The sequence below is a fragment of the Paenibacillus sp. S150 genome, assembly GCF_019352175.1.
Classification (GTDB): Bacteria; Bacillota; Bacilli; order Paenibacillales; family Paenibacillaceae; genus Paenibacillus_AQ.
Genome location: NZ_JACBYI010000006.1, coordinates 138332 through 152658 on the forward strand (window position 1 = coordinate 138332; position 14327 = coordinate 152658).

The window sequence follows — 14327 nt, forward strand, 5'->3', positions numbered from 1 at the left end:
GAAAAAGCAGATTTCGTCTAGTTCCGAGACCCCTAAGCGAAGGAAGGCGTTAAATTAAGCAATTAATAGCTGCAAAGCAGCAAATTGCACTGATAGTTTACCTGACACAAAAAGGGTACGATAAGCTCATGAAATTCACTTTATGTCAGGGAGGCTAACATATGAGAAAAAAAGGCGGGTTCTGGTGGTTGTCGGTATTGTGTCTTGGATTGTTGGTCATTCTTGCAGGCTGCGGCAGCAACAACGCGGCGATAAATAGCGACTCCGGTGCAGCGGCAACAGATGGCAATGCTGCGGCGGGCGAGAAGGAACCGGTGGTGCTGAAGCTGACGACATGGAATCCGATCAGCCAGACGGTCGTTGATAAATTCCAGGAGAAATACCCGTACATCACGATAGAGCACGACAAGGTATACGATCAGTTCCGCGAAATTATCCGTACGCGGATCGTCTCCCAGGCAGATATGGATATGCTCTGGCTGTTCCCCAACCAGGTAGCTGAATTCTCCAAGGAGAATGTGCTGATGGATATCACCGGCAGCCCTTGGCTCAGCAACTACCTCGAAGCAGCGGTGAAGCTGGGTACTGTGGACGGCAAAACCTACGGCGTTCCATACAACAGCCAGCCGATCGTCATGTTCTACAACAAAACCCTGTTCGACTCTCTCGGGCTCGCTATTCCCACGAATTGGGAAGAGCTGATGGATGTGAGTGAAAAGATCAAAGCCGGCGGCACCGCGCCAATGGTCATCGGCAGCAAGGACGGCTGGGCGACACAGTTCATTACCACCTCCCAGTTTGGCTTGTACCAGCATGACAATCCGGATGTCTTCGCACAGCTGGCAAGCGGCGATAAAAAGTGGACCGATCCGGAATTTACGGGCTATTTTGACGGCATGAAGGAGCTTGCGGATAAAGGCTATCTGCTGGAAAATTCCGTCGGCCTAAGCTACGACCAGGTAGCGCAGGTATTCAAAGAAGGCAAGGCGGCCATGTGGCCGATGGGTGAATGGGGCTACAGCGAAAACTTCGATGCCGACTTCTCCGACTTCGAGCTGGGTGCCTTCCCGATTCCGGTCAACCGCGGTGACCAGCCGCTGGTAACGAACCTTGTCTCCGACAACCTGCTGGTTGGCGTATCGTGGAGCAAGCACCAGGAAGAAATCAAGCTGTTCATGGAATTTGTCGCTGATCCGGAAATGGCCAAGATCTGGTCGGATGAAACGAAGCAGGCCGTAACGGTAAAAGGCGGAACCTCGGAAACCTACAGCCCGCTGGCTGCCTCCCTCCAGCCGCTGATCGACGCCAGTGAAGCGCAAATCTTCCCGAGCATGACTTCCTCCATCGAGCCGGTAATGTTCCCGATCTTCCAGCAGATTCTGCTGAAGCAGGATGTGGATACGGGCAAGCTGCTGGAGCAAATGCAAACGGCGCAGGATAAAGACATCTAACTCTTGCGCGCAAGGCGGCATTTTACACCAAATAGAAACCACTGAAGAGAATAAGCGAAAGCTCAGAATAAGGATGTTGCTGTCTTTCGCTTAGGTTTCTTTTTTTTTACCCAATTTGGGGTAAGGGATGGAGGCAAACCATGAAATTCATGAATTTCCGCAATTATGTGCTGTTTATTGCCCCGGCGCTGCTGATTTATCTGCTGTTTTTTGCCGGACCGATCTTCAGCGGCTTGTATTATGGCTTCACCGATTGGAACGGGTTCTCGTTCAAGGCCGACTGGGTCGGGCTGGAGAACTTCCGCGAGGCCTTCCGCGATCCGCTCTTGCTGACTGCGCTGAAGAATATGGCGATTCTCTCTGTTGTGGTCATTGTGCTGCAGCATACCGCTTCCATCCTGCTGGCAGTGCTGCTGGACCAGAAGCTGAAGGGCATTGTGTGGATGCGGGCGATTATTTTCTTTCCCGTTATTCTGAACACTGTCGTTATCGGCTACGTGTGGAGCTACATGTACGCGCCGATGGTCGGGTTTCTGCCGAAGTTTTTTGCCGCAGTCGGGCTGGATGGTCTGGCAGCGCTGGACTGGCTCGGTGATCCCCGCCTGGCGATTTATGCAATTGCACTCGTGATGGTCTGGCAGTATACAGGCTACTCGATGATGATTTATTTGGCTGGACTACAATCCGTATCGGGTGAAATATATGAGGCTTCAAGCATTGACGGCGCAGGTCCGTGGAACAAGTTCTGGAGAGTGACTCTGCCGCTGCTGATTCCATCAATTATCGTGAACACCGTTCTATCGGTAATCGGCTGTATGAAAATGTTCGAGCATGTCTTCATCATGACGCAAGGCGGACCGGCGAACTCCACACAGACCTTTGGCATTATGATCTACCAGTATGCCTTCAAAACCTCGCAAATGGGCTACGGCACCGCGATGGCGATGATTCTGTCGGTGATGATTCTTGCGGTAACCTTTGTGCAGATCAAGCTGCTCAGCCGTCTGGAGGTGGCGAATTGACAACTACACTGCAGAAAACCTCAATCTATACCGTGCTGATTATCGCGCTCATTATCGTACTCGTGCCGATGGCGGTTATGGTCTCCGTCTCGCTGCAGACGCCATCGACGATTAATCCGCTCAGTCTTCCGAAGGACCCGCAGTGGAGCAATTACACGGAAGCGTTCCGCACGGGGAACCTGCTGCCGTATTTCGGGAACAGCATTCTGGTGCTGGTGATGACCACTGCCGCTGCAATTGGCGTTTCTGTACTGGCCGCATACGGCCTGCATCACGGCAAACGCTACAAATCGGAGGCGATGTCAACCTTTTTCCTGATGGGGCTTATACTTCCGGCTTTTTCCGGAACGATTCCGGCCTTTCTGGTCCTGCGGCAGGTCCATCTGCTGAACACGCATATCGGACTGTCCCTGATCCAGATTGCCTCCGGTCTGGCGCTGCCGATCTTTCTCTATGTGAATTTCTTCAAGACCGTGCCAAGCGAGATTGAAGAGGCCGCACTGGTTGACGGCTGCGGACCCTGGCGGACGTTCATCCGGATTATATTTCCGCTGACGCTGCCGATTACGGCAACCTGCATTATTGTGGTGGCGATCAACTCCTGGAATGACTTTTTTAATCCGCTGGTCTACTTGTCATCGCCGGAAATGCGGACTCTGCCTGTCGGCCTGATGGCCTTCAAAAGCCAATACAATACGAACTGGCCGCAAATGTTCGCCGGAGCCGCGCTGGTGGCCCTGCCGATCATCATCCTGTACTTGTTCGTGCAGCGTTTTATTATCAAAGGGCTGGTAGGCGGCGCTGTCAAAGGATAGGCAGGCTGCTGTAAAATAAAACTATGCTGTATAAGATAACAATGAAAATCAGCAGAAGGCAAAAGTGACAGATTAACTTATATAGAGGTGAAAAGTGGATGAACAAGGAAGCGGACAGCGTAATTCCCTATCAGGGGCTAGTGGTTTCCTGCCAGGCGCTGCAGGATGAGCCGCTGTATGGAAGCCATCATATGGTTGCCATGGCCATGGCGGCGAAGGAAGCCGGAGCCGCAGGCATCCGCGCAGGCGGGCTGGCGGATATCAAGGCCATCAAGGAGGCCGCGGGTCTGCCGCTGATCGGACTGGTGAAAATACAGCATGAAAACAGCGAGGTCTACATTACGCCAACGCTTGAGGATGCGCTGGCCATACATGCAGCCGGAGCGGATATTGTGGCGGTGGACGGTACGGGCCGCCTCCGTCCGGATGGGCGGACGCTTGCCGAAACCATCGCCGGTCTGAAGCGCGCGGGAGCCGCCGTGATGGCGGACATCGCCACCTTTGAAGAAGGAATGCTGGCTGCGGAGTGGGGAGCCGACTATGTCTCGACCACGCTGTGCGGCTATACCCGCGAAACAGCCGGAACGCCGCTGCCGAATCTTGATCTGCTGGAGCGGCTGGCTGCTGTGCTCGATATTCCCGTCGTTGCCGAGGGCGGGATTTCCGAACCCCGGCAGGCGGCTGATGCGCTGCGGCTGGGAGCCGCGTTCGTCGTGGTCGGCTCGGCCATCACCCGGCCGCAGTGGATTGCTGCCCGCTATGTGCAGGCGATGCGGGGGCCGGTTTCCGGGGGAAGCGGGGAGGCGGAACGGTGAGCGGGTATTATATTGGCGCCGACATCGGCGGAACGGGCATTAAGGCGGCATTAATCGATGAGGGCGGAGACATTATCGCCCGCCGGAGTACACCCACACCCGTCAGCGAAGGGGCGAAGGGTATCCTGCATGCCCTGAAGGGCATGCTTGCTGCTCTGATGGCGGACGGGCCGGAGGTGAGCGGCATCGGCATCGGCACTGCCGGACGGGTGGACCCGGAGGAAGGAGTGGTGCTGTACGCGACCGACAATCTTCCCGGCTGGACGGGGATGAGGCTTGCGGCGGAGATTGAAGCCGGGCTCGGGCTTCCCGCCGCCGTGCTGAACGATGCGAACGCCGCTGCACTGGGCGAAGGCTGGCTGGGTGCAGCTTCGGGGCTTGCGGATTACGCGATGCTGACACTCGGCACCGGCGTAGGCGGAGCCCTCGTTCACAGGGAGGAGCCGGTTTCCGGCAAGCAGGGAGCCGCCGGTGAATTCGGCCATATGGTCCTCTACCCGGGCGGAATTCCCTGCAGCTGCGGCCAGAGGGGGTGCGCCGAGCATTACCTGTCGGGCCGCGCGCTGAACCGTCTGGCGGCCGGCGCGGACGGGAGCTGGGACAGCCACCGGCTGCTTGCCGCCTTTGCCGCAGGCGACCCTCGGGCGGCTGCGGTTATGGATGTGTATCTGAACGATTTGAGTTTGACTGTGCACAATATCCAGTCGTTTTTTGATCCGGGGGCCATTATCCTTGGCGGAGGCGTCGCCGAATCCCACCCGCTTTGGCGGGCGGCCTGGATGGATAGATTGGCCGAAGCGTCACCGTTGTCCTTTAATGTGCTGCCTGCCAGTCTGGGCAATGAGGCCGGAATGATCGGTGCGGCGCGGACGATCATGATGAGGGGGAGAAAGTAGAAGATGCTGCTGGAGGTCATAGCTACGACAGTGAAGGACGCTGTCATTGCCGAGCGTTACGGGGCGGACCGGATCGAGCTGATCACCGGTATCCGGGAGGGCGGACTTACGCCCAGCCTCGGGCTGATTGAAGGTGTGCGGGAAGCGGTCGGCATTCCGGTAAGAGTGATGGTGCGGCCGCATGCCCGCTCCTTCCGTTACGATGAGGCCGACACGCAGACGATGCTGCGGGACATCCGCCATATTGCCGCCGTAGGCGGATTATCCCTTGTCATGGGGATGCTCCGTCCGGACGGGGCGGTTGATGAAGAACTGCTTAAGCGGCTGCTGCAGGCCGCGGACGGGCTTGAGGTTACTTTTCACCGGGCGTTTGACGAGGCTGAGGACCAGATTGCGGCATTGGAGATAATCAAGCGGTACCCGCAGATTACCGATGTTCTGACCTCCGGCGGGCAGAATACCGCACCGGAGGGGGCAGAGCGGATCGCCGTGCTTGAGCGGCTGTCCTCAATGTCCCCCGTCAGCATCCTTGCGGGCAGCGGCCTAACTGCTGATGGGCTCAGGGATTTCGTCATACGGACAGCCGTAAGCCGGGTGCATTTCGGCTCCGCCGTAAGAGAAGACGGAGATCCGCTGAAGCCCGTTGATCCGGCAAGGCTGCAGGCGGTCCGCAGCATTCTGAATTCAGGAAAGAGGTGAGCGTCTTGTCAAAGTCAAAGCTGCACGAATTGCGCAAGGAGAAGAAGCTGGAGATCCAAAGCACTGTGGACAACGGGCCGTTCCGGGCCGATTGGCAGTCGCTGGGCGCCTATTCCGTTCCCCGCTGGTATGAGGATGCAAAGTTCGGGATTTTTATCCATTGGGGGGTCTATTCCGTGCCCGCCTTCGGGACAGAATGGTACGCGCGCAATATGTATAGAGAAGGCACGGAGGTGTATGAGCATCATCTTAAGACCTACGGTCCTCCGGACGAATTCGGCTATAAGGATTTCATTCCCGAATTCACGGCGGATAAATTCGATGCCGAGGAGTGGGCGGCCTTGTTCAAACGGGCGGGTGCAGCGTTTGTGGTGCCTGTCGCCGAGCATCATGACGGCTTCGCCATGTATGACTGTCCATATTCGGAATGGACCGCTGCCAAAATGGGTCCCAAAAGAGATGTGATCGGCGAGCTGGCAGCTGCCGTCCGGCGCCATTATATGACCTTTGGCGTATCGAGCCACCGGGCAGAGAATTGGTGGTATTACAATGGCGGCCGGCAGCTTCCTTCCGATGTGCAGGACCTCAAATATGCCGACCTGTACGGTCCGGCTCAGCCCTGCTATGGCGATCCTGCCTATCCGCTGCCGATTCTGCCGCCGAATGAGGAGTTTCTCGACGATTGGCTGGTCCGTACCTGCGATCTGATTGACCGTTACGGCCCGCAGCTGGTCTATTTTGACTGGTGGATTGAACAGCCTGTTTTCAAGCCCTATCTGCAAAAGCTGGCCGCTTACTACTACAACAAGGCTGCCGAATGGGGCCGGGGTGCCGTCATCAACTACAAGTTCGACGCCTTCGCGGAAGGGACTGCCGTGTATGATATGGAACGCGGACAGCTGGCTGACATCAATCCGGCACTGTGGCAGACCTGTACTTCCGTCGGGGAAACCGCCTGGTGCCATATTGCCGACCACAAATACAAGACCTCGGGAGCAATTCTGGGCGATCTGGTGGACATCGTCAGCAAAAATGGTGTGATGCTGCTGAATGTGGGGCCGCGTGCGGACGGCACGATTCCCGAAGAGGAGCAGCGGCTGCTGCTGGAGGTGGGAGACTGGCTGGAGGTCAACGGCGAAGCGATTTACGGCACCCGCCCATGGAAGGTATACGGCGAAGGGCCGACGCAGGTGGTCAGCGGCACGTTCAATGATACGAAGCGCAGCCCGTTCACCCCGCAGGATGTGCGCTTCACCGCCCGGGGTGAGCAACTGCTCTACGCGGCTATTATGGGCTGGCCGGAGGATGGAATTTCCGTAATCGAAACCTTGGGCAGCCGCTCCAAGCTGCTCGCGGGCGAAATTCTGAAGGTGGAGCTGCTGGGCAGCGCAGAAGAGCTGAAGTGGAGCCGCGAAGGTGAAGGGTTAACCGTGCAGCTGCCGGACAGCGTGCGGGAGCGCGGCATCTCCGTGCTGCGGATCGAGCATGCCGCACCTGAAACGGCCAGATAAAACGCCGGAACACAGCGGCCGAGCGCAGAGACTCATGGTTTCTGAAAAAGTTCGCAGTGGAAGGCTCCTTAATACCCGGTGAGACGCTATCTGCTGTATTTCGTGCAATAGTCTTGGAGGCGAAAAGCGGTCGGCCGCAATACGTCTGAATTACTTGAACTAGCGGGTGCTGACCCGGTCATGGCTTGCCCCGAATGGCTGCAACTCTAACGGACACTGGCCGCTTCTGAGTGCTCAGGCACCGCCCTGCTGCCCGCGGAGCAGCTTCGGCAGCAGGGTCAGCAGCCGCTCCCGGGTCAGCGCATCTCCGGAGTTCCATTTGGCTCCGTCGAGCAGGTAGGCCTGTCCCTGCCGCACGGCGGGCAGGCTGCTCCAGAGCGGACTCTGCATCAGCTGCCTCATGGCTGCCCGGGAGTCCCCGCGCTGCGGGATGAGCATGAAGACGCGGTCTCCCGCATAGCTGTGCAGCTTCGCCGGATCAACCTCGGCGAAGCCTCGCTTCTGATCAAGAATGGCCTGAATCTCCTCTGTCGGCTGCAAGCCGCCGGGAGCATACAGGGCGGTGGAGAATCCCGACATGCCCATGGCGAACAGATGATTGCCGTGTTCAAAGTATAAGGCGGACGCGGTTTCACCCGGCTGGAGCATCTCGCTGTAAAGACGCTGCCACATGGCAGAGTTTTTGGCGTGGAACGTCTCCAGCCAGGCTTCGGCTTCACGCTGCTTGCCCAGCCAGCTTCCGAGAGTCCTCATGCGGGAGCTCAGCGGCGCAAAGGAATCGAAGGTGAGCGTGGGAGCGATGCCGCAGACGCGTGTATACACCTGTTCATCCGCATTCGCGACAATGATCAGGTCGGGGCTTAACGAATCTGTCAGCTTAGGATCGAGCGGAAAGCCGACATTGGCCAGCTTTTTGATCCGGTGGCTGTAAACGCTGTTTCTTGCAAAGGCTTCGTCTCCGCCGACTGGCTTCACACCCAGCGCAAGCAGGTCTCCAAGCGTTTCGCCGTGGTAGATGATACGCCTCGGCCTCTCGGGAATGTCAACGGTATGCCCCGTCCAGTCCTTGACCGTGATCTTCCGCCGCTGCAATTGCGCATATTGGCCGGGCGTGATCCCCGTTTTCTGACGGAAACGGCGGCTGAAATAATACTCATCGGAAAAGCCCGCCAGCCGGGCGATTTCCCGCAGCGGCTCAGCGGATTCCAGGAGAAGCGTTTTGGAGTGGCTGATGCGCAGGTCCGCCAGGTAATCAAGCGGCCGTTTGCCGGTCAGCTTTTGAAAAATCGGCGTGTACTGCCAGAGCGAGACATTGGCCTGTTCCGCCAGCTGCTTCACGGTGATGCTGTCCATATAGTGCTCCTGCAAATATTGAATCGTGCCTTCTACGGATTGCGCGGGGCTTGGCAGCTGCCGGGAAGAATAATTATGCTCCAAAAGCAGCAGCAGCAGTTCCTGGAATCTCAGCTGCTGCCGGAAATACAGCACGTCATCCTCCCGGCAGTTTCTGTTCACAAGGAGATCTTCCGCGAACCGGATTACCCTCGTAAAGGGGTGAACAATCAATTGCCGCCTGCCCGGCAGAAGCTCTTGTATGTAGGGTCCGGAAGGAGTGCCGGCTTGAATGGCTGAGAATGAGATCAGATAATAATACAATGACATTTCGGGATTCTCTGTGCTGCAGGAGTCTCCGGGAGCCAGCAGCCAGCACTTGTCTGCGGTCAACGGGACAGACTCGCCGTTGATGTTGAGCAAGCCGCTGCCGCCCGTAAAAATGAGAAGCGTATGATGCTGCAAAATCCGCGGCGCAGAGCAGGAACCGGCGGCCTCGACGATCAGCTGCGTATCCGCCAGTTGAAACAGCAGGGAGCGAAATGGAGCCGGGCTCGTGTTGGACTGTCGCAATGGCGGTTCCCCCTTCCTTTATATTGAGAACGATTATCAGTAAATTATATTGTACCGAAAACAAAGCAGCTTATCAACAGGCGTTGATAAGCTGCTTTGTTCCGGGGATGGAGCTGCATACGCAGGCCGCCGCATGTTTCATGCTGTATGCAGCCGCCGCCTGCCTTCGCTATTCCCGGAACCGATTCCCGCAAGGTCCGATCCGGACTGCAAACTGTCCTTACCGGGAAGTGAAGGCCCTGCTTATTCAGCAGACGGGTCCAGCAGGCGGGGGATTTCACCCAGCAGCCATTCTCTTGTTGTTGCGTCGCTGGAGGTTTTCATAATGTCCTGTGTGTAGACCAGCCCGTTCTTGACAGCGGGAAGGCTCTGCCATACTTTGCTCTGCATCAGCTTCTCGGTGGATTGCTTCGCTTCATCGGCTACAGGGGTAAGGATGAAGATCCGGTCTCCCGCGTACTCTCCTATGACCTCCATGGATACCTCCCGGAAGCCAGTCCCTTCATCCAGCAGCTTTTGAATACCAGGAGTGGCCTTGAAGCCATTCTCACTGTAGAGCACCTGTGAAAGTCCGGTTGCCGCCATTACAAACAGCCGGTCACCCGGGTAATAAGTGAAGACGGCGGCAGTTTCGCCGGGCTTCATGCCCGATGCCTTAAGCTGCGCCCACATCGCTTCTTCGCTTGTTTTATATTGCGCCAGCCAAGCCTCCGCTTCTTTCGTTTTACCGAGAATGCCGCCGATCTCCAGCATCCGCTCCTGGAGCGGGGCAAAGGTGTCGAGGATAATCGTCGGTGCGATTTTGGACAGGGCCTCGAAATCGGCTTCATCCGTCCCCGCATAGATGATCAGATCGGGCTGAAGCTCCAGCGTCTTTTCCAGATTGATCGGGAAGCCGACATCCTCCACGCCTTGCAGCCTGTCTTCAAAGACCTGGCCTTCACCCATCGAGGTTGGATAGCCTACGGCCTGAACGCCCAGCGCGAGCAGGTCGCCATAGGTTTCTCCCGAATAGATCACACGCTCAGGGCTTACGGGAATTTCCACAGTATGGCCTCTGTAATCTGTGTAAGTGCGTGTAGACGCAGTATCAGAGGTGCTGCCGGAAGCTTCAGCAGAAGGGGCCGCGCTCACGGCTGCACTGTTTCCGGCATTGGTTGCGGCAGCATTCCCGGCTTCTTGTTCTTCTGAATTGCCGCAGGCGAGCAGCATGGTGCCCATCAGGAAGATGACGCAGAATACGGCGACAGGCTGTTTTGTTAATCTCATAAAATCTTGCCCCCCAGAAAATATATGATGACTACCAATAATGATAATCATTCTCGTTTAACTGAAATTATCATAAAATAAAGTGCCCCGTTACTCAATGGACAAAATGCAAAGCAGGATTTGTTTTTGTGCAAACTGCAGTTTTTCATCGTGAAATTTTTTTTGGACACGTTCAGAATAGATTCAGTTTAGGTTGTTATGATGCTTTCAGCATGTTGATCCCCCGGGAGGGGGAGGGTCTGTCCTCGAGCAAATATATTGATTTTTTATCGTTGTTATAAGAATTAAAATGGGACTTTTGTACCTGATTTTATAGCCGGTAAATGTCGATAAGAGAATGAAATCATAATCCGGCTAGGAGGGTAAAAGATTGAAGAAAACCAGCTATAACCGATTTTTTGCGATGGTGATGTCAATGCTTCTGGTATTCGGCAACGGAGGCCTGGCGCTGGCGGCAACGACCGTTACGGCCTCCAAAATCGTATTGAGCGCGAATGAGCTTTCGCTTGCCATCGAAGACACTCAAGCCTTGACGGCTACGGCGGTCTATTCGGACAGCACTTCGGGGGATGTTACCGTAAACAGTGACTGGTCCAGTGACAAGCCCTCTGTCGCTTCTGTCTATAACGGCATAGTTACCGCAAAGGCGGAAGGGACTGCAACGATCGTGGCCGTATATACATACAGCGACGGGACGAAGTTCTCCCAGGCGGCCACGGTTACCGTGACCAAGAAGGTCAAGGCCTTGACGCAGAACGTTCAGAGCCTGGATCTCCGCAAGGGCGAGACGGGAAGCGTAATTCTTACGGCAACCTTTTCCGACAATGCCACCGATGCCACTGTGGCGGATAAGGCCGTATGGAGCACCAGCGATGCAGCGGTTGCTACTGTCGTCAACGGTACAGTCAAAGGGGTTTCCTCCGGTACTGCTGTCATTACAGGCGTATACGGCAAAAAAACCGTTACCGTTACAGTGAACGTAGAGGTCGCCAAGCGGATTGCCGTGGACCAGCCGGAGCTTGCGCTTTTGCTGAATGACAGCTCACCGGTTGTGCTGACGGCCGTCTTTGCGGACGGCACACAGGAGAATGTAACCTCCCTTGCCGTCTGGTCCTCCAGCGATGAGGAAGTTGCGGATGTGCTCAAAGGTGTCATTACCGGGTACAAGCAGGGAACGGCGGTCATTACAGCCAAATACGGCACCAAGACCACAACCGTTCAGGTGACTGTGGATCAGACGAGCAAGCTTACGGTGGACGATCAGAGCGTTTTTTTGAAGCCGGAGGAAGCCCAGCAGCTGAAGCTCACAGCGGTGTATCCTGACGGAACCGCCAAAGATGTGACAAGCACGGCCATCTGGAGTTCCAGCGATTCCGGCATTGCTTATGTATACAAAGGCAAGGTGTACGGCTATACGGCCGGAACGGCCACGGTCACCGGAACCTACGGCGATAAATCGGCAGTGGTGGATGTAGATGTCGCGGTAGCGCGGTATCTCGACTTAAGCGACGAATCGCTCAGCCTGAAGACAAGCTCAACCCGTGCGCTGACGCTTACAGCAACCTATGCGGACGGCAGCACGGAGGATGTAACCTCCCAGGCAGTCTGGAGCTCCAGCAATGAGCTTGTGGCCTATGTCAAAAAAGGAGCCGTCACCACCTACAAGCTGGCGGGAACGGCTACCCTCAGTGCAGCTTACGGCACGCTGGAGACTGCACTTGAGGTTGAAGTCGGGGCTGTGAACAAGCTTGTTGCCAGTGAAGAGAGCGTGTTCCTGCAACCGGAGGATACGAAGCAGCTTACACTGACTGCCGTTGCCGGGGACGGATCATCGTCCGATGTGACAAGCAGTGCGGCGTGGACCACCAGCGATAAGAGCGTTGCTCTGGTCAGCAAGGGGCTGATCACCGGCTATTCTGTGGGAACGGCCACGATTACCGGTACTTATAACGGTGTAGCAGCCACGGTTACAGTGGATGTCGGGACGGCGAGGCATCTTGCCCTGAGTGCGACCAGCCTGAATCTTGCGGTGAATGCCTCCAAGACGCTGGCGCTGACGGCGACTTTTGCGGATGGAGCTACGGCGGATGTGACCGGCAAGGCGGTCTGGAGCTCCAGTGATGAAGCGGTGGCTTTTGTGGCTAAGGGGATAATTACTGCCTATGCGGAAGGTACGGTAACGATTACGGCAAGCTACGGCTCGAAGACCGTAACATTGACCACGGCTGTAGGCAAAAGCAACAAGCTCAGCGTGGATGATGACACTGTCTTCCTGAGACTCAACAAAACGCAGCAGCTGGTGCTCACCGCGCTGGACGCGGACGGCGCCTCCAGTGTGGTTACGGATGACGCGGTATGGAGCACGGCGGATGAGAATACCGCAACTGTAACGAAGGGCCTCATTACCGGCTATAAAACGGGTGCAACTACAGTAACAGCAGTATACGGGGGCAAAACCGTGACGATTACAGTGAATGTCGAAACGGCGTCCCGGCTGAATCTGACCATCAGCAAGCTGAACCTCGGTTTGGATCAGAGCAAGGCTGTAACGGTAATGGCCAGCTACGGGGACGGCACCTCGCAGGATGTGACCGAAGACGCGGTGTGGAGCTCGGACCATGCGGATGTGGCAGATGTTAGCAGCGGCACCATTACCGCATATGCTACGGGCAGCGCAGTGATCACCGCCTCCTACGGCGGCAAATCCGCGGCTATCACGGTAACGGCGGGAACCCCGAACAAGCTGACGCTGCAGGCCAAAACCGTCGAGCTTCAGGAGGATGAGACCTACCAGGTGACAGCAACCGGACAATACAGCGATGGCAGCGACAAGACCTTGACGGATGAGGTGGAATGGAGCACCAGCGATGCGAAGATTGCCAGCGTTGAAGACGGGCTGATTACCGGAGTGGACGCGGGTACGGCGGTGATTACAGCCAAAGCGGGTACAGTGACAGCGACCATTACCGTCAATGTCGGCCTGGTGGACGAGCTTGCCGCAAATGCGAGCCTGATCACGATGGCGGCGGCGGATAAAGAGCAGATCACCCTGACGGCTACCGATTCCGCAGGCGTGGAGACGGATGTGACCGCAGATGCGGATTGGACCACTTCCAAGGCGACGGTCGCCACGGTCAAAAAGGGATTGGTAACCGGCGTGCTGAAGGGCAAAGCGACCATCACCGCGTCTTACGGTGGCCAGCAAACAAGCATTAATATTGAGGTGGACCAAGTATCGAAGATCGAAGCTTCGGCCATTAGCCTGGCGATGAAATCCGGCGGTACCTCCAAGGTAACCGTAACGATCACATACAGTGACGGCAAAACGAAGGATGTTACGGACAAGGCAGAGTGGAAAAGCGGCAGCTACAAAATTGTCACGGTGACCAAAGGGACAGTCAAAGCGGTCGCTTACGGCAAGTCCTACGTGAGTGCGGCATACGGCGGCAAAACCGTTAAGGTGCCGGTCACGGTGGATGTGCTGAAATATCTGGAGATCAGCCAGATGAACCTGACGCTGACGGCGGGCCAGTCCGTACAGCTGACGGCTACGGCTACCTTTGAGGACGGCAGTGAAGCCGATGTGTCCAAAAGTGCAGTGTGGTCATCAAGCAAGGAGCTGGTGGCAACCGGAAAGAACGGCCTTATTAAGGCGAACAGCAAAGGCTCGGCCAACATTTCCGTGAAATACGGCGGCAAGACCGTCAAGATTAAGGTTACTGTGAAATAGGTGTGCAATTCCCGGCGATGATTACTCTACATTAAAATAAGAGGTTAAAAAAATAAGAGGATAACCTTGGGGAATATACCAGTGTAAATAACCTCTTCAAGTCTATTGCCTGCACCGCATTCCATGGAGAATGCGGTGTTTTTTATAAAGATAAGAATGCATATGTTTTCGGGGTCCCCTCAAAGTACCTGAGCCACCTTGTTATTAACACCTT

10 protein-coding genes are annotated in these 14327 nt (G+C 56.0%); 8 read left to right on the plus strand and 2 right to left on the minus strand.

The genetic code is table 11. The features are described 5' to 3' along the window. Positions 1–161 precede the first annotated feature (161 nt). The 7 genes from HYD27_RS08895 to HYD27_RS08925 all read left to right on the plus strand — a co-directional run bounded on the left by HYD27_RS08895 (position 162) and on the right by HYD27_RS08925 (position 7209). Positions 162–1451, plus strand: a complete 1290-nt coding sequence (locus HYD27_RS08895; RefSeq protein WP_219213824.1) for an ABC transporter substrate-binding protein — start codon at positions 162–164, stop codon at positions 1449–1451. A 140-nt stretch (positions 1452–1591) separates the two neighbouring features. Then, the gene (locus HYD27_RS08900; RefSeq protein WP_219213827.1) at positions 1592–2473 is read left to right on the plus strand and encodes a carbohydrate ABC transporter permease; all 882 of its coding nucleotides are present in this window, start codon (positions 1592–1594) and stop codon (positions 2471–2473) included. After that, positions 2470–3288 carry a carbohydrate ABC transporter permease gene (locus HYD27_RS08905; protein WP_219213831.1) on the plus strand — a complete coding sequence of 273 codons (819 nt, stop codon included), beginning with the start codon at positions 2470–2472 and terminating at the stop codon, positions 3286–3288. Before HYD27_RS08900 ends, HYD27_RS08905 begins: the two co-directional genes overlap by 4 nt. A 98-nt stretch (positions 3289–3386) precedes the next feature. Beyond that, entirely contained in the window at positions 3387–4103 is a 717-nt protein-coding gene (locus tag HYD27_RS08910) for an N-acetylmannosamine-6-phosphate 2-epimerase (RefSeq protein WP_219213834.1), read from the plus strand. Beyond that, positions 4100–4999, plus strand: coding sequence for an ROK family protein (locus HYD27_RS08915; RefSeq protein ID WP_219213837.1), 900 nt, complete (start codon positions 4100–4102; stop codon positions 4997–4999). Before HYD27_RS08910 ends, HYD27_RS08915 begins: the two co-directional genes overlap by 4 nt. A 3-nt stretch (positions 5000–5002) precedes the next feature. After that, positions 5003–5698, plus strand: a complete 696-nt coding sequence (locus HYD27_RS08920) for a copper homeostasis protein CutC (RefSeq protein WP_219213840.1) — start codon at positions 5003–5005, stop codon at positions 5696–5698. Between the two features lie 5 nt (positions 5699–5703). Continuing rightward, positions 5704–7209, plus strand: coding sequence for an alpha-L-fucosidase (locus HYD27_RS08925; RefSeq protein WP_219213843.1), 1506 nt, complete (start codon positions 5704–5706; stop codon positions 7207–7209). Positions 7210–7443: 234 nt separating this feature from the next. Here HYD27_RS08925 and HYD27_RS08930 read toward each other — a convergent pair whose 3' ends face one another. Beyond that, a complete protein-coding gene (locus HYD27_RS08930; RefSeq protein WP_219213846.1) occupies positions 7444–9114 on the minus strand; it encodes a helix-turn-helix domain-containing protein in 1671 nt (556 codons plus the stop codon). Between the two features lie 243 nt (positions 9115–9357). Then, a complete protein-coding gene (locus HYD27_RS08935) occupies positions 9358–10383 on the minus strand; it encodes an ABC transporter substrate-binding protein (RefSeq protein ID WP_219213849.1) in 1026 nt (341 codons plus the stop codon). Between the two features lie 370 nt (positions 10384–10753). Here HYD27_RS08935 and HYD27_RS08940 point away from each other — a divergent pair, with 370 nt between their 5' ends. Then, positions 10754–14113, plus strand: a complete 3360-nt coding sequence (locus HYD27_RS08940; RefSeq protein WP_219213852.1) for an Ig-like domain-containing protein — start codon at positions 10754–10756, stop codon at positions 14111–14113. Positions 14114–14327: the final 214 nt, after the last annotated feature.

Coding starts and splice junctions, on each gene's coding strand:
- HYD27_RS08895 (WP_219213824.1), top strand. CDS start 162: ATGAGAAAAAAAGGCGGGTTCTGGTGGTTGTCGGTATTGTGTCTTGGA.
- HYD27_RS08900 (WP_219213827.1), top strand. CDS start 1,592: ATGAAATTCATGAATTTCCGCAATTATGTGCTGTTTATTGCCCCGGCG.
- HYD27_RS08910 (WP_219213834.1), top strand. CDS start 3,387: ATGAACAAGGAAGCGGACAGCGTAATTCCCTATCAGGGGCTAGTGGTT.
- HYD27_RS08920 (WP_219213840.1), top strand. CDS start 5,003: ATGCTGCTGGAGGTCATAGCTACGACAGTGAAGGACGCTGTCATTGCC.
- HYD27_RS08935 (WP_219213849.1), bottom strand. CDS start 10,383: ATGAGATTAACAAAACAGCCTGTCGCCGTATTCTGCGTCATCTTCCTG.